Annotated in this window: 15 protein-coding genes and 1 riboswitch; of the genes, 6 read left to right on the forward strand and 9 right to left on the reverse strand. The window is 61.7% G+C overall.

What is annotated here, in order from left to right:
- Positions 1-68: 68 nt before the first annotated feature.
- From NE852_RS25015 to NE852_RS25055, 9 genes are all read right to left on the reverse strand, one after another.
- Complete coding sequence (locus NE852_RS25015; RefSeq protein WP_008531952.1) at positions 69-1,715, reverse strand: ABC transporter substrate-binding protein; 1,647 nt, start codon at positions 1,713-1,715, stop codon at positions 69-71.
- A gap of 38 nt (positions 1,716-1,753) precedes the next feature.
- On the reverse strand, positions 1,754-2,776 hold the full coding sequence (locus tag NE852_RS25020; protein WP_008531953.1) for a glycoside hydrolase family 3 N-terminal domain-containing protein: 1,023 nt from the start codon (positions 2,774-2,776) through the stop codon (positions 1,754-1,756).
- A gap of 24 nt (positions 2,777-2,800) precedes the next feature.
- Positions 2,801-3,280: a GNAT family N-acetyltransferase gene (locus NE852_RS25025; protein ID WP_008531954.1), complete on the reverse strand. Its 480-nt coding sequence runs from the start codon at positions 3,278-3,280 to the stop codon at positions 2,801-2,803.
- Between the two features lie 226 nt (positions 3,281-3,506).
- Positions 3,507-4,316 (reverse strand): bifunctional hydroxymethylpyrimidine kinase/phosphomethylpyrimidine kinase, encoded by an 810-nt coding sequence (gene thiD, locus NE852_RS25030; RefSeq protein ID WP_008531956.1) that lies wholly within the window; start codon positions 4,314-4,316, stop codon positions 3,507-3,509.
- Positions 4,313-4,948 carry a thiamine phosphate synthase gene (gene thiE / locus NE852_RS25035; protein WP_008531957.1) on the reverse strand — a complete coding sequence of 212 codons (636 nt, stop codon included), beginning with the start codon at positions 4,946-4,948 and terminating at the stop codon, positions 4,313-4,315. The genes thiD and thiE overlap by 4 nt, the downstream gene beginning before the upstream one ends.
- Positions 4,945-5,748, reverse strand: coding sequence for a hydroxyethylthiazole kinase (thiM, locus tag NE852_RS25040; RefSeq protein WP_258156742.1), 804 nt, complete (start codon positions 5,746-5,748; stop codon positions 4,945-4,947). The genes thiE and thiM overlap by 4 nt, the downstream gene beginning before the upstream one ends.
- A gap of 49 nt (positions 5,749-5,797) precedes the next feature.
- Positions 5,798-5,894, reverse strand: a riboswitch (TPP riboswitch).
- 88 nt (positions 5,895-5,982) lie between these two features.
- Positions 5,983-7,308, reverse strand: a complete 1,326-nt coding sequence (locus tag NE852_RS25045) for a hypothetical protein (protein WP_008531963.1) — start codon at positions 7,306-7,308, stop codon at positions 5,983-5,985.
- Positions 7,309-7,317: 9 nt separating this feature from the next.
- Positions 7,318-8,979: a S8 family peptidase gene (locus NE852_RS25050; RefSeq protein ID WP_008531964.1), complete on the reverse strand. Its 1,662-nt coding sequence runs from the start codon at positions 8,977-8,979 to the stop codon at positions 7,318-7,320.
- Between the two features lie 202 nt (positions 8,980-9,181).
- Positions 9,182-9,766: a DUF1349 domain-containing protein gene (locus NE852_RS25055; protein WP_008531965.1), complete on the reverse strand. Its 585-nt coding sequence runs from the start codon at positions 9,764-9,766 to the stop codon at positions 9,182-9,184.
- Positions 9,767-9,990: 224 nt separating this feature from the next.
- Here NE852_RS25055 and NE852_RS25060 point away from each other — a divergent pair, with 224 nt between their 5' ends.
- The 6 genes from NE852_RS25060 to NE852_RS25085 all read left to right on the forward strand — a co-directional run bounded on the left by NE852_RS25060 (position 9,991) and on the right by NE852_RS25085 (position 17,091).
- Positions 9,991-11,517, forward strand: coding sequence for an ABC transporter substrate-binding protein (locus NE852_RS25060; RefSeq protein ID WP_008531966.1), 1,527 nt, complete (start codon positions 9,991-9,993; stop codon positions 11,515-11,517).
- Positions 11,518-11,600: 83 nt separating this feature from the next.
- Entirely contained in the window at positions 11,601-12,542 is a 942-nt protein-coding gene (locus NE852_RS25065) for an ABC transporter permease (RefSeq protein ID WP_008531967.1), read from the forward strand.
- Entirely contained in the window at positions 12,542-13,411 is an 870-nt protein-coding gene (locus NE852_RS25070) for an ABC transporter permease (RefSeq protein WP_008531968.1), read from the forward strand. The genes NE852_RS25065 and NE852_RS25070 overlap by 1 nt, the downstream gene beginning before the upstream one ends.
- A 47-nt stretch (positions 13,412-13,458) precedes the next feature.
- Positions 13,459-13,971, forward strand: a complete 513-nt coding sequence (locus NE852_RS25075; protein WP_037173635.1) for a RidA family protein — start codon at positions 13,459-13,461, stop codon at positions 13,969-13,971.
- 70 nt (positions 13,972-14,041) lie between these two features.
- Positions 14,042-15,238 (forward strand): aminotransferase class V-fold PLP-dependent enzyme, encoded by a 1,197-nt coding sequence (locus tag NE852_RS25080; protein ID WP_258156743.1) that lies wholly within the window; start codon positions 14,042-14,044, stop codon positions 15,236-15,238.
- A gap of 17 nt (positions 15,239-15,255) precedes the next feature.
- Entirely contained in the window at positions 15,256-17,091 is a 1,836-nt protein-coding gene (locus NE852_RS25085) for an ABC transporter ATP-binding protein (protein ID WP_008531977.1), read from the forward strand.
- Positions 17,092-17,106: the final 15 nt, after the last annotated feature.

Below are 17,106 nucleotides of genomic sequence, written 5' to 3' on the forward strand. Positions count from 1 at the left end.
GATGTCATCCGAAAACCGCTTACACTTTTCGGCATCATGTTCTGACACCGCTCCCGAGAGCATGATGCTTATTTCACCGGTTCCAGGGCGAGCAGGTTCAGCAGGCGTGCCGGATTGGTGCGCGAAATCGACGGATTGACGAAGGGATTTTCCTTGGTCGACCAGCCGGTGAAGCGCTTGGTGTTGTACTGATACCAGTTCGGATTGTTGAAGACCGGAATCATCGGCATGTTTTCAGCGACGATGCGCTGCGCCTTGTTCATCGCTTCCTTCTGCTTGGCAAGGTCGGCGGTCTGGGTGAACTCGGTGACGAGTTTCTCGACCTCGGGGTTGAACCAGCGCTGCGCGGTGAAGCGGGTCTTGCCCTTGTCGGAAGCGCTGAAGGCACGCTTGTAGGGATAGTAAGGCGAGGCAGAGGCCGGCAGGCTGTTGATCGCCGCATCGAACTTGCCGCCGATGAGGTTGCCGGTCCAGACGGCTTCCTCGGGCGTTTCGATCTTGGCGTCGATCCCGACCGCCTGCATGCCTTCGACGGCGATGTTGACGGTATCGACCCAGTCCGTCCAGGAGTTCGGAACAATGATGGAGAAGGAGATCTTGCTGCCGTCGGGATTGTCGCGGAAGCCGTCGCCATCCTTGTCCTTGTAGCCGGCCTCGTCGAGCAGCACCTTGGCGGCGCCGGCGTCATAGGTCGCGTACTTGCCGAAGTCGGCCTTGATGGAAGGGTCCGCCCAGCTCTTGTAGAGCTCGCCCATCAAGCCGGGGTCTTCGTTCAGCGTCGGGTAGCCGTAGCCGGCGACGTCGATCATCGTCTTGCGGTCGAGCGCCATGCCGACGGCGCGGCGGAACTTCACGTCGTTGAAGGCCTTCTTGTTGTTCTCGTTTGCTGTTTCCAAGTTGAACAGGAAGGCGACCATGCTGCTCGGCGAATACCAATAGTGGAAATGCGCCGAGTCCTTGGAGACATAGACATTGTCGATGTCGGGAATGAAGGAGACACCCCAGTCGAGTGTGCCGTCGGCGGTTGCCGTCAGGATCTGGTTGTTGTCGGCAAGCTGCGGAAAGCGCATGCAGTCGACCTTGAGATGCGCGTTGTCCCAGTAGTTCGGGTTGCGGCACTGGTCGTAAGTCTGGCCGGTGAAGCGCGGCACTTCCGTCAGCGGGCCGCTGCCGACCGGGTCTTCGTTGGCGAAGGTGACGGGATCGGCGACATCCTTCCAGACATGTTCGGGAACGATTGGCAGTTGCGAGATCTGCTCGGCGGCAAGCGAGCTCGGATTGGCCAGCGTGAAGCGCACCGTCTGGGCGTCGACGGCTTGCACATCGGTGACGAAGGTCCAGATGCTGACGAAGTCGAGCGCCGGGAATTTCTTCAGGTAATCATAGGTGAACTTGACGTCGGCTGCGGTCAGCGGCTTGCCATCAGACCATTTCAGGTTCGGGCGCAGCTGGAATTCGATGCTCTTCAGATCGTCGGAGAGCTTGAAGCTTTCGGCCAGACGATAGACCGGCTTGTTGCTGTCGAAGCGATTGAAGATGACGAGAGGTTCATAGATAAAGTCGAGCGTCGACTGGCGCGACGAGGTCTGGTTGAACGGATTGAAGTTGCGCACCCAGGTCGTCGCCGGTTCGATATTCGCGGTCAGGATCGTCTGCGCCATGGCGGATCCCGAAAGAAGCGTCAGTGCAGCGGCTGCAAGAAGATATTTTTTCATGTTCTATTCCCCTTTTTCTTATGAGTGAGATATGACGGTCAGGCGGTCGACACGCTGGCAAACATGTCTTCGACTTGCCGGTGGGCGGCGCGATAATCGATCTTGAGATTGCCCAGACGGGCCTGGCCGGCGGCGATGCGCTTCAGGGCGGCGTCCGTCAGCGGGCGGGCGGCCTTGGCGGCAGCTTCGCTTTCGGGAATGTCGCCATGGCTGTGGAGCGCGATGTCGAAGCCGGCGTCGAGCACTTGTCTGACGCGTTCCGGCAGGGTGCCCGCGAGCGATTCCATGAAAATGCAGTCGGAGACCAGCACGCCCTCATAGCCCATGTCCTTGCGGATCACGTCGTGCATAACAGGCGAGATCGACGCCGGCAGCTCGGCGTCGTAAGCCGAATAGACGACATGGGCGACCATCGCCCAAGGCGTGTCCTTCAGCGCGACGAAGGGTTTGAAATCGGTGGCGGCGAGCGTCTCGCGGCTGGCGTCGACGACCGGGCGCTCCTTGTGGGAATCAAGCGTCGCGCGGCCATGGCCGGGAATATGCTTCATGACAGGCATGTTGCCGGTCTCGAGCAGGCCGTCGACCACCTCGCGGCCGAGGGCTGCGATGAAGTCGGGATCAGGGCCGAAGGAGCGGGCGCCGATGACCGCGCTCGTCGTCTCGAAAACGAGATCGAGAACCGGCGAGCAGCCGCTGGAAAGGCCGAGTTCCGTCATCATCGCGCCCATGGCCCGGGAGGAAAGGCGCAGCGCTTTTTTGCCGAGATCGAAATCGCGGCGCGCAAGTTCGGCGAATTGGCCGAAGCTGCGGAAGAGCGGCCAGGGGCCAGCATCGAGATGCTGCACACGGCCGCCTTCCTGGTCGGTGAAAACAGGCGCATCATCGCGGCCGACGGCTTCGCGGAATCGTTCGATCAGGCGCTTCGTCTGCTCCGGCTCGCGTTGATTGCGCCGGCCGACGAAGAGGCCGAGCGGATTTGTCTCGCGGAAGAGGGCGAATTCATCATCCGAAATGACGGGGTTCGGAAGGCCGACGAAAAGGGCGAGCGGGGTCGAGGACAATTCTGTAACTCCGGTATCAGATGGTCATTTCGGCGCGCTTCTCAGCATGCCTTCGTAAATGCCCTTGTCGGGGGCGGGGATGACAATTGCGCCTGCCGTTTTGGCGTAGAAATCGACCGGGCCGGCATCGCCGATGAAGGCATAGGCATGACCTGACGTTTTCATGGTCTGAAGGCAGGCGGAAAAGAGGGCGAGCCCGATACCCTTGCCACGCGCCTCCGGGGCGACGCCCGTTGGGCCGAAGAAACCTCGCGCGGTGGTGTCATAACAGGCAAAGCCGAGCAGTTTGCCCGCTTCCACGGCGATCAGGCAGGCAACTGGCTGGCGGGAGAAGGCGACCGAGACTTCACTTGCCCAATTCTCGCTGAACTGTTCGCGAACCCAGTTGACGACGAGATGAAGTTCCGGGGGAAGGGCCGGACGGATGGAGGCAGCGACATCGTCGGCCTTTTGTTTCAGTTCGGCGAGCTTGGTGGAATATAAGCTCACAAGCAGGTCTGGCACCTGTTATTCCTCCCAATATTCCGCTATTACGGAATGTATACCCTTTTAATGTTATAGACTTGGCCATCTGGCCGAGCTTGTCAACAGGGTTTTTCAAATGGGCCGGGTGCGGTCTCCCGCTCCGAAGCCGGCGTTCAACGCAAGGTGGATGACGAACGGAAAACGGCCCGGGGAGGGCCGGGCCGTTTTCTTGTTGCGCTTTTTGACGGGATTACCGGATAGCCGGTTATTCGCCGTGTTTCCAAAGTTCATGAAAATGCTGCACCGGACCATGGCCGGAGCCGACGCTGAGACTTCCGGCAGCTGCGACAGCGCCGGCGAGGTATTCCTTGGCGATGGCGACGGCCCGCTGAACCGGGGCACCCTTGGCAAGTTCGGCCGCCAGCGCGCTGGAGAGCGTGCAGCCGGTGCCGTGCGTGTTCTTGGTCGGCACGCGCGGAGCTTCAAACCAGTGGAGGCCATCGGCCGTGGCCAGCACGTCGGGGCTTTCATCGCTGTCGAGGTGGCCGCCCTTGACCAGTACGGCGGCCGGGCCAAGTGTGCGAAGCCTCTCGGCCTGTTCCGACATTTCCGCTCGGTTGGTCGCGACGGCCTGGTGCAACAGGGCGGCGGCTTCGGGCAGGTTCGGGGTCAGCAGGGTTGCAATCGGCAGCAATCGGCGGGTCAGCACGTCGATCGCCTCAGGCGCGAGCAGGGCCGCGCCCCCTTTGGCGATCATCACGGGATCGATGACAATGGGAATGCCGCGCCGGTCGGAGAGCGCTGCGGCGACGGCTTCGGCGATTCCCGCATTGGCAATCATGCCGATCTTGACGGCGTCGACGCGCACATCGGCAAAGACGGCATTGATCTGATCGGCGACGAATTGCGGTGGGACCAGATGCACGCCGGTGACGCCTTGTGTGTTCTGCGCCGTCAATGCGGTCAGCACCGCCATGCCATAGACGCCGCGGGCGGAAAGAGCCTTGAGATCGGCCTGGATGCCGGCGCCGCCCGAGGGATCGGAGCCGGCGATGGAGAGAACGTTGCGGATCATGGACGGACCTTTCGGATTTCGGCGGCGATGCGGCGCGTGGCTGCCTTAGGGTCCGAAGTGCCGCAGATTGCAGAGACGACAGCAAGCCCCTTGGCGCCGGCTGCGAATACTTCGGCCACATGTTCGGCCTTGAGCCCGCCGATGGCGACAGATGGCACCGGAGAAGCCTTTACCAGTTTCGCAAGGCCGTCAAAACCGATCGGCTGCTTGTGATCGGCCTTGGTCGGCGTCGCAAAGACAGGTCCGACGCCGGTATAATCGAGGAGATCGGGATCGACGGCTGCGGCAAGCAGTTCGGTTTCGACCGAAAGGCCGAGGATCATTTCGGGGCCGATAATCATTCGCGCTTTACGGGCATCCATATCCTCCTGGCCGATATGCAGGCCATCGGCGCCTATGGCAATCGCCGCCTCGACGTCGTCGTTGACGACGAGGAGGGCGCCGGTTCCAGCTAGCGCTTGTTTCAAGGCGCGGCCGGTCTCGATCATCCCGGCGGTGCCGGCATGTTTGTCGCGCAACTGCACCATCGTTGCGCCACCGGCAACGGCAAGACGCGCCGTCTCGACCATGCCGATCCCGGCGCAGAGATCGGGATCGAGCACGAGATAGAGCGAAAGGTCGAAACTTTTCATGCGGGCGATATCCTTGCCCTGGCATCGAGCGTTTCGGCATCGATCGCGGCCAGCGCATCGAGGAAGCGCCAGGAGAAGGAGCCGGGGCCGGCCGCACCGAGTGCCGCATCTTCACCGGCGACAGCGAAGGTTGCGAGGGCTGCGACCGTCGCGCCGAAGATATCTTCGGGCGCGGTCGCGGCGAAGGCGCCGACGAGGCAGGTGAGCGAGCAGCCGAGCGCGGTGACCTGCGGCATCAAGGCCGATCCGCCCGCAATACGCACCGCCTTCTCACCATCGGTCACGAAATCTACCGCGCCGGTGACGGCGACGACCGCCTGCTGCCGCCTCGCGAGCCGTCGGGCCGAATCTTCTGCATGCTCGACGGGATCGCGGCTGTCGACACCCTGGCCACGGCTCTCGCCGCCAGCAAGCGCGATGATTTCGGAAGCATTGCCGCGGATGACGGTGGGGTTGAGCGCCAGGAGATCGGCGACCGCACTGCGGCGGAAGGCCGTGGCGTAGTGGGCGACCGGATCGAGCACCCAGGGTTTCCGAGCCGCGTTCGCAGCCTTGGCCGCAGCCCGCATGCCTTCGATCCATTGCGTCGAGAGCGTGCCGATATTGATGGTCAGTGCGCTCGCGATCCCGGCGAATTCGCCGGCTTCCTCAGCGGCATGCACCATGGCCGGCGAAGCGCCGGCGGCGAGCAGGACGTTCGCGGCGATGTTCATGGCGACGTAATTCGTGATGCACTGAACGAGCGGCGGCTTTTCCCGCATCGTCTTCAGCATCGTACCCGGCGTGGTCTCGGTCTGCATATTGCCCCTTTCAGGCGGGGGCAGGCACGGGGCGGTTCATGCGGGCAAAGCCCAACCCCGAGCGACTCCCTCCGCCGGCATGATCCGGTTCAGGTTCGAAGGGTGCTTCTCAGCCCGTCTTTCGACGGACGCCCCTGTCTCTCATCAGGCTCTATTTTGCAGAGAACGGGGTGCATGTCACCCCGAAAATGACAATTCTGCGAACGCTGCCATGCGGCGAATTATCAAAGGCGATCAGCCGACAATGGTTGCCAGCAGTCGGCCGACCTCCTCGTTCGCGACGTTGTTGTGAGCATCCGAGGTGGCTGTCTTGATGATGTATTTGTCAGCCAGGAAGGTGTTCACCTTGCCTGGCTTCGGCGCGAAGACGGCATCCGTATCGTCTGCGACCGCCTGTCCCGCCTTCAGGTGCTGCGGACCATTCGCCCCCATCGCGCCGAACGCATCATTCGCATCGCCAATACCCTTTGCGATATCGCGCGACAGGCGCGAGGCCAGCGCATAGGCGAGCGTGCAGGCAAGATCGTTGTGGGTGTGGGTGACGCAGATTGGCCCGGTCGGCTTGCCCACGACATCAGGAAAGGCGCCGGCGAGGCCCGGCTTGATCTCTTTGGCAAAGCCATTATGCGAGAAGGCGCCCTGCAGCAAAGTGAGCGAGAAGAATTCCAGCTTGGTCACGGGCGCGAGCTTGTTCGCCGCCGCCGAAACCAGCCGGGCGCCAAAACTGTGGCCGACGAGATGCAGTCGGATCTGCCGCTGCAACACGAGTTTCGACAGCACGCTTTCGGTCAACGCCTCGCCGACGATGCCGGCGCGGTTCTTCATCTCGTAGTAGGTCAACTGGTTCAGGAACCGCGCGACGGCTGCTCTCGGCCCGGAGATCAGGCCCGAGACGACGTCGCCGAGACCCTGCGTCTTGCCGACGGAGCTTTCGATATTGAAGGTCGGCGGCGGGACCAGCCCTTCCATCAGCACCTTGGCGCTGTTGGCATCCTCCGTCGCGAGCGCGATGGGCTCGGCATCGGCCTTGAGTTCCGTATCGGCTCCGGGATAGCCAATCGCTTTGTTGCCTTTCCTGACGAGGAAGAGCGATGCCGTTTCATCGAGGGTCTTGGCCGCGGCGCGCGCTCTTTCGACCGTGGCAGTGCCATCCGAGCCGAAGAGATCCTCGAAATCGGCCAGCACCTCGTCGAAAACCTTGTCATCGATATCCCTGATTTCCGCTACCGTTCCACCGGCTGCCTGGGCGCCGCCGCCTGATGTCACCAGCGTCTGCTCATCGAAATTGGTGCGATAGGCCTTGGCCGGCCAGACGACGCCGGCGACGACAGTGCGGCGCGCCTTGTCCGCAGCAAGCTTCTTGCAGGCATTCGCCCACAGCGTTCCGTAGAGCGTTCGGGCGTCGTCCTTGGTGTTCTTCCAGCCATGTGACATCACCACGAGATCGGTGATATCGGGCTGGTTCAGCAGCGCGGCGAGCTTTCCCGTCAACGTGGGATCGATCGCACCGTCCCTGTCGAATTCGAGCCATAGGAATGGCGAGGGGCCAAGCGTGTCCATGCGTCCTCCTTACACAGCTTGCAGCGTTCGCATCAGATCGAGAAGCCCGGCGCCCTGAAACTCCGGCCGCCGCTTGAGGTCGGTCGCAGCGCCGACGAAGATTTCCTTGACGCGTTCGGGCTGGCCGAGAAATTCGCGCCGGACCGACAGAAAGGCGGCGATCGCACCGGAGACGTGCGGTGCCGCCATGCTCGTGCCGGTATCCTCCCGGAACGGCGCCTCGTCAGGCTTGTCGGCGTCATAGAGCGCGCAGGAAATGATGCGCTCGCCGGGGGCGACGAGATCGGGTTTCATGCGCCCGTCCGCTGTCGGCCCCTTCGAGGAGAAATAGGAGACGCCGTAGGTATGCGGCATGTCGCGATGCGTCGAGCCGACGGTGATGGCGAGCGCGGCATTGCCGGGATCCATGATCGTGCCGCTATGGGCCGCGCGCTCCACCGCGCCGGAAAATTGCGCCACTGTACCATAGCCGGCATTACCGGCCGCAACGACGACGCAGACCCCCGAGCGCACCAGCCTGTTGACTTCGACGCAGAGCGGGCTTTGCCCGGCTGCGAACCAGACCGGATTGAACACATATCCCAGGCTGAGATTGATGCCGTGGATCTTGATGTTGCGCCCATAGTCGTTCGAACGCTGGATGTAGTTGATGGCGGCCAGCAGGTTGCTGAGTTTCCCCTGCTTCTCATTGATGAGCACCTTCAGGCTCATCAGCTTGCAATGCGGCGCCATGCCGGAGATCGCGCCCTGATGCTCATCGGTCACCTCAGACCTGGTATCATCCTCGTTGCGTATTTCCGAGGTAACCGAGATTTTCGTTACTCTCTCCGTCTTCGGGTCTTCCGATATAGACGTGCGGCCCGCAATGATGCCGGCGACATGAGTCCCGTGGCCTGCGGCGTCGGTCAGCGCGGTCGCCGGTGCCGAAGCCGGATCGGGATTATCAGATGTAAAATCCCAGTGGCTGAGGCCATCCGGCAATTCGAGCGTTTTCAGCGTCGAGAAATGCGGATGGTTCTTGTCGATGCCGGTATCGGCCACGGCCCAGACGATGCCCTTTCCGCTGGCAGCGAATGAGGCTTGAGCCGCATCGCACTTGATCGTCCGGACGGATTCATAGACGCAGCGGGAGATCTCGTGATCGTGCCAGATCTTGTAGACGAGCGGAATATCCCTCTGCTTGCCGTCGCTCTTCTCGTCGTCGCCCTTGGCCATCGTCCAGATCGCCAGCCGGCCGATCGCTTCCCGGGTCAGGGTGGCGAAAACATAGCTGTCGGTCCAGAGCGATTTGGCGGCAATCCTGCTGCCGTTCGAAAAGATCTGGGAGAGGTCGAGCTTGCTATCATCGGAGACCGCAGGCATGCCGAGCGGCGCCGACATGCCGAAACGCCGCAGATTGTTGCTTTCATCCGTCGCGCCGATCCTGTCGAGGTGGAGCAGATAGGCCTCGAACAGGAGCTGGCGCGCCGCCGTCGCGCCGCCGGGAAAATCGCGATTGAATTCGATGACGACATCGAAACTCTCAGGGGTCTTGCTGGCCTTCTTCGGACGATCCGGATCGCCCTTCATGAAGGACGAGAGATCGCCCCCGATTCGAGTCTTGACCAGGTTCTCCTGAATGCTGCCCTCGGATTCCGTTCGGGGCTGGGCCGGTCGTTGCCGTTTCGCCATGCGGCTGTCCTCTCCTCTTTCGAAAAGAATAGCAGCAGCAACCGTGGGTGCAATGTATTTCTAAAATACACCTATATATTTAAGCGAAACTCGGCAGTTGCAGACTTGATTAAGTATGCTCGAAACGTGTCTGCTATTCATCTTTTACGTTCAGATGCCAGATGTTTCACGTAAACTATGCGTGTGGCGAAGCCGGGGACTTCTAACTCCAATCATGCAGATCCGTCGTAATCGCCGCCCCAATCGAAAACTCCGAAAACCGCACCCTCAGCCCACTACGCTCCGGCGTACACGCAGCCGGCCCGACCTCATAGCGGTCTGCGGCCGGGAAGGGCGCTAGCCGCAGCAGCGGCCAGAAGCTGCCGTCGCGGGAGGCCTGGATCCGCATCGCTCCGTTCGCGACCGTCACACGGATGCGGAAATCTTCGAGTTCCTTGAAGGGCTGCGACACCGACCAGTCGGATCTGCCGTCAGTAACGACGGTGCTGAGGAAGGCTTCGCCGTCGGTGAATTCCACGCCTGTTTTCACCCAGCGTTTCTCGTCGATGCGCACCATCAGGCCGGCCTGGTCGTAGAGCCTGCGGAATTCGCCCTGGATGCGGATCTGTGCGGTGAAGCTGTCGCCGGTGGGAAAGGCGAGGAAGTGGCCGCTGTCGCGGGTGAAGCCGTAATAGGTTTCGCGCCAGAAATCGGTCTTCTCGCTTGTCGTCATCGTCAGGCCGGTTTCGTCGGCGTGCCAGCTCGCCGGTTCGTTCAGCCATTTTCCGTCGTTGAAATCGATGCTCATCCGCATCTCCCTCCTTTGAAATCTTGCCGCAGGGCGATCGTCTCACCTTGGCATATCACGCAGGCTTCGGGCAGAGGGCAGCGCAGCTGAAAATGGTGCCTTTCCGACAATGGGCCATCCGCGGCTGCATAATCGGCCGCTCATGCTTGACACGTTAGTTCCAGCTTCTATTCTGTTACAAAAAGATGAATTACATAATTATGGAATTAAACCGGGAGCCTCACATGAAAACATTGGTCGCATTCCTGCTCGGCACTGCGCTCGTCGCCCTGCCTTCGACCTTGCTTGCCCAGGAGAAGGGCGGGGTTATCAACGTCGCGACGATCGGCGAGCCGCCGACGCTCGATCCGATGTCGTCGACGGCCGATCTTGTCGGCATCGTCACGCAGCATATTTTCGAAACGCTCTACACCTTCGACAGGAGCTGGAATGTCACGCCGCTGCTGGCCGAAAGCCTGCCCGAGATCAGCGCCGACGGCAAAACCTATACGATCAAGCTCAGGACCGGCATCAAGTTCCACGACAATAGCGATATGACGTCGGACGATGTCGTCGCCTCGCTCACCCGCTGGATGAAGATCGCCTCGCGCGGCAAGCAGGTGGCCGGCTTCATCGACAAGATCGCGGCGACCGATTCCGCGACCGTGACGATCACGCTGAAGCAGCCATACGCACCGCTGACCTCGCTGCTCGCCTTCAACAATTCGGCCGCGATCATCATCCCCTCCGAAAAGCAGGACGAACCGATGAAGGAATTCATCGGGACCGGCCCCTACATGCTGAAGGAGCGCAAGGCCGACCAGTATATCCAGCTCGTCCGTTTCGATGGCTATAAGTCCCGCGAAGGCGACGGCAATGGTTACGGCGGCGCCCGTCATCAATATCTCGACGAGATCCGCTTCGTGCCGGTGCCGGATCCGAACACCCGCGTCGAGGCCGCCGTTTCCGGCCAGTATGATTATGTCGATTCCATACCCGTGGAATCCTACGATAAGCTGAAGGCTTCGACCGCCTCGCAGCCGGTCATGCTGAAGCCCTTCGGTTATCCTGTTTTCGTGTTCAACACGAAGGAAGGCGTTGCCGGGAATGTTGAGGTTCGCAAGGCGATCCGCCAAGCGCTCAACATGGAAGACATGCTGGCCGCAGCCTTCGGCGGCACGGATTTCTATGCGCTCGACGGCTCGATCTATCCGAAGACCTTTGCCTGGTCGACGGATGCCGGTGCCGAGGGCGCCTATAACGTCGCCGATCCGGAAGGGGCGGCAGCCGCCGCCAAAAAAGCCGGTTACAATGGCGAGCCGATCCGTATCCTGACGAGCCGCCAGTATGAATTCCATTACAAGATGGCGCAGGTCGCCGCCGAATATCTGAAGCTCGCCGGCTTCACCGTCGATATGCAGGTGGTGGACTGGGCCACGCTGACGCAGCGTCGCACCGATCCGAAGCTCTGGGATATCTACATCACCCACAGCCCCTTCCTGCCGGAGCCGGCCCTCATCGGTTCGCTCTCGACCAGTTCGCCCGGATGGTGGGATACGCCGGCCCGCAAGGCTGCGGTCGATGCCTTCACTTCGGAAGTCGATCCGAAGAAGCGCGTGGCACTCTGGGCCGATGTCCAGAAGGCGATCTATGCGGATGCGCCCTTCATGAAGATCGGTGATTTCAACGCGGTCTCGGCAAAGTCGGTCAAGCTTGAAGGCGTCGATCCGGCTCCGTGGCCGTATTTCTGGAACGCTTCGATCAAGAAGTAAACACCGCCACCGGCGCCGCTTTTCGTGGTCGGTGCCGGTCTTCTTTTCTGTCGCATCTGCAAGGGCTCAAAAACAGGCCATTCATGATCCGCTACATCCTCCAGCGCCTGTTCGGCATGATCGTCGTGATGTTTCTCGTCGTCACGATCGTCTTTGTCATCGTGCGCGTCACACCGGGAGATCCGGCCGCCGTCATGCTCGGACCGGATGCGACGCCGCAGGATATTGCCGATCTCAGATCCCGGCTTGGCCTCGATCAGTCGCTCGGCCTGCAATATGTCTATTATATCGGCCAGCTGCTGAAGGGCGATCTCGGCCAGTCGATCTTCCTCAACATGCCGGTCACTTCGGCTCTGCTGGACCGCGCCGAGCCGACCTTCTTCCTGACGCTGTTCTCGCTCGCCATCGCCACCGTCATCGCCCTGCCGATCGGCATCTATGCCGCCTATCGCCGTGGCTCCTTCATCGACCAGGCGGCAACGACGCTCGCCATGTTTGCCGCCAGCATTCCAAGCTTCTGGCTCGGCCTCATCCTGATGCAGTTCTTCGCCGTCAGGCTGAATCTCTTCCCAGTCTCGGGCTATGGCGGCCCCGGCTCGACCTTCGCGGACCGCATGTACCATCTGACGCTGCCGGCCTTCGCGCTCGGCATCGTCTCCTCGGCGCTGATCCTGCGCTTCACCCGCGCGTCGATGCTGGACGTGCTCGGCGACGACTATATCCGCACGGCGCGCGCCAAGGGGCTGATCGAGCGCAAGGTCATCCTCAAGCACGCGCTGAAGAATGCGCTGATCCCGATCCTGACGGTGATCGGGCTCACGGCGGCGGTGCTGATTTCGGGCGCCGTCGTTACTGAGACCGTCTTCGGCCTGCCGGGAGTCGGCAATCTCGTCGTTTCGGCGGTGTTGCGCCGCGACTATCCCGTCATCCAGGGGGCTCTGCTCGTCATCGCCGCGCTCTATGTGCTGATCAATTTTGCGATCGACATGCTCTACCTGCTGGTTGATCCGAGGGTGCGCTACTGATGGCCGATATCGCAATCAAACCGGTCGAAAGCGAAGGCAGCAAATTCGTACGCCGCCTCTTGAAGCGCAAGACGGTCGCGTGCGGCCTGCTGATCCTGACGATTTTCGTGCTGCTCGCGGCCTTCGCGCCTGTCGTGGCACCCTATTCGCCGTCCAAGCTTTCGATCGTCAACCGGCTGAAGCCGCCGAGTGGGATCTTCTTCTTCGGCACGGACGAGTTCGGCCGCGACGTCTTCTCGCGTACGATCTTCGCCGGCCGCCTGTCGCTGCTGGTCGGTGCAGCCGTCGTGACCCTGTCGGCGTTGATCGGCGTGACCCTCGGCCTGCTTGCCGGCTTCTTTCAGAAGCTTGATACGCCGATCGCCCGGCTGATCGACGCGATGATGGCATTCCCGGATATTCTGCTGGCGATCGCGCTCGTCGCCGCCCTCGGCCCGTCATTGACCACCGTGATCATTGCGCTGTCGATCGTCTATGCGCCGCGCCTTGCCCGCATCGTGCGCGCCTCGACGCTGGTTATTCGCGAGCTTCCTTATGTCGAGGCGGCGAGGGCGCTTGGTATCTCGACCTTCCACATCATGACGCGGCATGTGCTGCGCAATCTGCTGTCGCCGATCCTCGTGCAGGGCACGTTCCTCTTTGCGAGCGCCATGTTGGCCGAAGCCGGCCTGTCTTTCCTCGGCCTCGGCGTCAGCCCCGAAATCCCGACCTGGGGAACGATGATCGCCGGAGGCCGGCAATATATCGGCCAGGCCGATTGGATGACGCTCTTTCCGGGTGTCGCGATCATTCTTTCCGTGTTGTCGCTGCAGATGGTCGGCGACGGCCTCAGGGACATGCTCGATCCAAGACTTCGCAAGGACCTTTAATCCGCCGACGAAAGATCGGCCAAACGACATTCGTCAATCGAATTCGCATGACAGGAGTTAGCGTGAATCAGTTTCCCGCCGCAGACACGGTTGAGAACTCGCCCTATGAACGGCTTGCTGCACTCGGCATCGAGCTTCCGCCGCCACCGCCGCCGATCGCCAATTTCGTGACGCATGTGCTGGAAGGCAACATGCTCTATCTCTCCGGCCAAGGCCCGCGTGAAGCCGATGGCTTCCTGCATGCCGGCAAGGTCGGCGCCGGCGGCGTCGGTGTCGAAGAGGCTTATGGCCATGCGCGGCTGACCGGCATCAACCTGCTCTCGGTCATGCATGAGGCGCTCGGCGATCTCTCCCGGGTCAAACGGGTGGTCAAGCTGCTCGGCATGGTCAATGCCGTGCCTGATTTCGAGGATCATCCGAGCGTCATCAACGGCTGTTCGGATCTGTTGATCGAAGTCTTCGGGCCGGCCGGCGAACATGCCCGTTCGGCCGTCGGCTTCGGGTCGCTTCCGGGCAACATCACCGTCGAAATCGAAGCCATCGTCGCCTTGCACGGCTGACGACAGCTTTCTTATTTGGAGCAGCGTTCCATCTTATCCCGCTTCCAGAGCCAGAATTCCGGAGAATTTCATGCCTACTGATATGAGACCATCGATCGGCCTTCGCCCCGTCATCAACGTATCGGGCACGATGACCAGCCTCGGCGCCTCCATCGTCGTGCCGGAAGCGATCGAGGCGATGGCGTCGATCTTGCCGCACTTCGTCGAGATCAATGATCTGCAGCGCAAGGCAAGCGCCGTCATCGCCAGGCTGACGGGCGGCGAGGCAGGCTTCGTCACCGCCTCCTGCTCGGCTGGCATTTCGCTTGCCGTCGCCGGCGCGATTACCGGCGACAATCTGCTAGCGATCGAGAAGCTGCCGGATTCCGTGTCCGAGAAGAACGAAGTCCTGGTGCAGATGGGCCATGTGGTCAGCTACGGCGCGCCCGTCGACCAGGCGATCCGGCTTGCCGGCGGCAAGGTCGTTCTTGTGGGACAGGCGACCTCGACCCATCGCTTCCACATGGAAAACGCCATCACCGACAGGACTGCTGCCGCCGTCTATGTCGTCTCCCACCACGTCGTCGATTACGGCCTTTTGAACCTCAAGGAATTCGCCGAGATCGCCCATGCCAGGGGCGTGCCCGTCATCGTCGATGCGGCCTCGGAATACGACCTCAGGATTTTCCTGGAGCAGGGGGCCGATATCGCGCTCTATTCCGGCCACAAATTCCTCGGCGGCCCGACTTCGGGCATCGTCGTCGGCAAGAAGGAACTGGTGCGTCAAGCCTTCCTGCAGAACATGGGCATCGGCCGTGGCATGAAGGTCGGCAAGGAGAGCATCTTCGGTGTCATGGCGGCGCTGGAAGCGTGGGAAAATCGCGACCATGCCGGCATTCGCGAACGCGAGACCGGCTATCTCAATCTCTGGAAGAAGTCGCTCGACGGCCGTCCCGGCGTCACTGCGCTGATCGAACCCGACCCGACCAACAATCCGCTCGATCGGCTGCGTCTCATCATCGATCCAGAGCAGGCCCATATCACCGCCTGGGATCTCGCCGATGCACTGGCCAAGGGCAGCCCGCCGATCATCGTGCGTGATCACGAAGTCGAGCACCGCTACTTCTATCTCGATCCGTGCAACCTGCATCCGGGCCAGGAGGTGATCGTCGCAAGCCGTCTCGGCGAGGAACTCGACAAGGCGCGCGCTTCCAACGAGATCATCGCCACACCCATCGAGAACCGCAGCCGGCATCGCTTCGACGGTCTGCTGCGCTGGCCGGATTGAACCGAAGAGGAACCGACATGGCGAGCGCCCAGCCGCAGCCGATCGAGACCACCGCTCCCGTCCTTTCCGTCGAAGGGTTGACGACGTCGTTCCTGGTGGATGGCGCCTGGAAGCCTGTCGTGCGCGACGTGTCCTTCACGGTGGCGCCGGCCGAGACGGTGGCGATCGTCGGCGAATCCGGCTCGGGCAAGAGCGTGACATCGCTCTCGATCATGCGGCTGTTGCAGGCGGATACGAGCCGCATCCAGGGCCGCGTCATGCTGGGCGGACGCGATCTTCTGGCCTTGCCGGAACATGCCATGCGGCAGGTGCGCGGCAACGAAGTGGCGATGATCTTCCAGGAGCCGATGACATCGCTCAATCCGCTCTTCACCATTGGAGATCAGATTTCCGAAGCGCTGCTCTGCCACTCCGATATGAGCAAGGCCGATGCCAGGGCCGAGACGATCAGGCTGCTGGAAAAGGTCCGCATCCCCTCGGCCGCCTCGCGCTTCGACGAGTACCCGCATCGCTTTTCCGGCGGCATGCGCCAGCGGGTGATGATCGCCATGGCGCTCGCCAGCCGGCCGAAACTCTTGATTGCCGACGAGCCGACGACAGCGCTCGACGTAACGATCCAGGGCCAGATCCTCGATCTCATCAAGATGCTGCAGGATGAGGAGGGGACCTCCGTTCTCTTCATCACCCATGACATGGGTGTTGTCGCCGAGATCGCCGACAGGACTGTTGTGATGTATCGCGGCGAACAGGTCGAAAGCGGCGCCACCGCCGACATCTTCCACCGCGGCAAACATCCCTATACGCGGGCACTGCTTTCGGCCGTGCCGGTGCTCGGCTCGATGCAGGGCCGGCAAAGGCCGCTGCGTTTTCCTGTGGTCAATACGGCGACGGGGGAATCGGACACGCCCGCCGAGGCCGCCGATACGGTGGCGGCAAAGCCGGTGCTTCAGGTGAGGAACCTCACCAAGCGTTTCGACATTCACTCCGGCCTCTTCAATCGGCTGACCAGCCGGGTGCATGCGGTCGAAAACGTCTCCTTCGATCTTCATGCCGGTGAAACGCTGTCTCTCGTCGGCGAATCCGGCTGCGGCAAATCGACGACCGGCCGCGCCATCATGCGCCTGATCGAACCTCAGGCCGGTTCCGTGCTCGTCGAGGGCAGGGAGGTGCTCGGCCTCGACAGGAAGGATCTGCGCGAGATGCGCAAATCCGTGCAGATGATCTTCCAGGATCCTTTCGCCAGCCTCAATCCGCGCATGACGGTTGGCGCGTCGATCGCCGAACCCTATATCGAGCACGGGATGGGCAATGCCAAACAGGCAAAGGAGGTCGTGGCCGACTTGCTCGTCAAGGTTGGCCTGTCGCCTGAGATGGCTTCGCGTTATCCGCATGAATTTTCCGGCGGCCAGCGGCAGCGCATCTGCATCGCCCGCGCACTGGCCCTGCAGCCGAAGGTCATTGTTGCCGATGAAAGCGTCTCGGCGCTCGATGTTTCGATCAAGGCGCAAGTCATTAATTTGATGCTCGATCTTCAGCAGAGCCTCAATCTCGCCTTCCTGTTCATTTCGCACGATATGGCGGTGGTCGAGCGCGTCAGCCATCGGGTGGCGGTGATGTATCTCGGCGAGATCGTCGAGATCGGTCCGCGCGCCGCGGTCTTCGAAAATCCGCAGCATCCCTATACGAAGAAGCTGATTTCGGCCGTGCCGGTGCCCGATCCGGATCGCCGTCACGAAAAGCGGATGGTGGCGAACGACGAGATCAAGAGCCCGATGCGATCCGTCGATTATCAGCCTCCGGTCACCTCCTATCGCGCGGTCGGCCCGGGTCATCTGGTGATGGCTGACCGGTAGCTCAGCCTCCGCCCG

The sequence above is a fragment of the Rhizobium sp. Pop5 genome (assembly GCF_024721175.1).
GTDB lineage: Bacteria > Pseudomonadota > Alphaproteobacteria > Rhizobiales > Rhizobiaceae > Rhizobium.

What these genes read in the sequence shown, in the direction of transcription:
- NE852_RS25080 (WP_258156743.1), top strand. Translation starts at nt 14,042, where the DNA reads ATGCCTACTGATATGAGACCATCGATCGGCCTTCGCCCCGTCATCAAC.
- NE852_RS25060 (WP_008531966.1), top strand. Translation starts at nt 9,991, where the DNA reads ATGAAAACATTGGTCGCATTCCTGCTCGGCACTGCGCTCGTCGCCCTG.
- NE852_RS25065 (WP_008531967.1), top strand. Translation starts at nt 11,601, where the DNA reads ATGATCCGCTACATCCTCCAGCGCCTGTTCGGCATGATCGTCGTGATG.
- NE852_RS25055 (WP_008531965.1), bottom strand. Translation starts at nt 9,766, where the DNA reads ATGAGCATCGATTTCAACGACGGAAAATGGCTGAACGAACCGGCGAGC.
- NE852_RS25045 (WP_008531963.1), bottom strand. Translation starts at nt 7,308, where the DNA reads ATGGACACGCTTGGCCCCTCGCCATTCCTATGGCTCGAATTCGACAGG.
- thiE (WP_008531957.1), bottom strand. Translation starts at nt 4,948, where the DNA reads ATGAAAAGTTTCGACCTTTCGCTCTATCTCGTGCTCGATCCCGATCTC.
- NE852_RS25085 (WP_008531977.1), top strand. Translation starts at nt 15,256, where the DNA reads ATGGCGAGCGCCCAGCCGCAGCCGATCGAGACCACCGCTCCCGTCCTT.
- NE852_RS25070 (WP_008531968.1), top strand. Translation starts at nt 12,542, where the DNA reads ATGGCCGATATCGCAATCAAACCGGTCGAAAGCGAAGGCAGCAAATTC.
- NE852_RS25075 (WP_037173635.1), top strand. Translation starts at nt 13,459, where the DNA reads ATGACAGGAGTTAGCGTGAATCAGTTTCCCGCCGCAGACACGGTTGAG.
- NE852_RS25015 (WP_008531952.1), bottom strand. Translation starts at nt 1,715, where the DNA reads ATGAAAAAATATCTTCTTGCAGCCGCTGCACTGACGCTTCTTTCGGGA.
- thiM (WP_258156742.1), bottom strand. Translation starts at nt 5,748, where the DNA reads ATGCAGACCGAGACCACGCCGGGTACGATGCTGAAGACGATGCGGGAA.
- NE852_RS25050 (WP_008531964.1), bottom strand. Translation starts at nt 8,979, where the DNA reads ATGGCGAAACGGCAACGACCGGCCCAGCCCCGAACGGAATCCGAGGGC.
- thiD (WP_008531956.1), bottom strand. Translation starts at nt 4,316, where the DNA reads ATGATCCGCAACGTTCTCTCCATCGCCGGCTCCGATCCCTCGGGCGGC.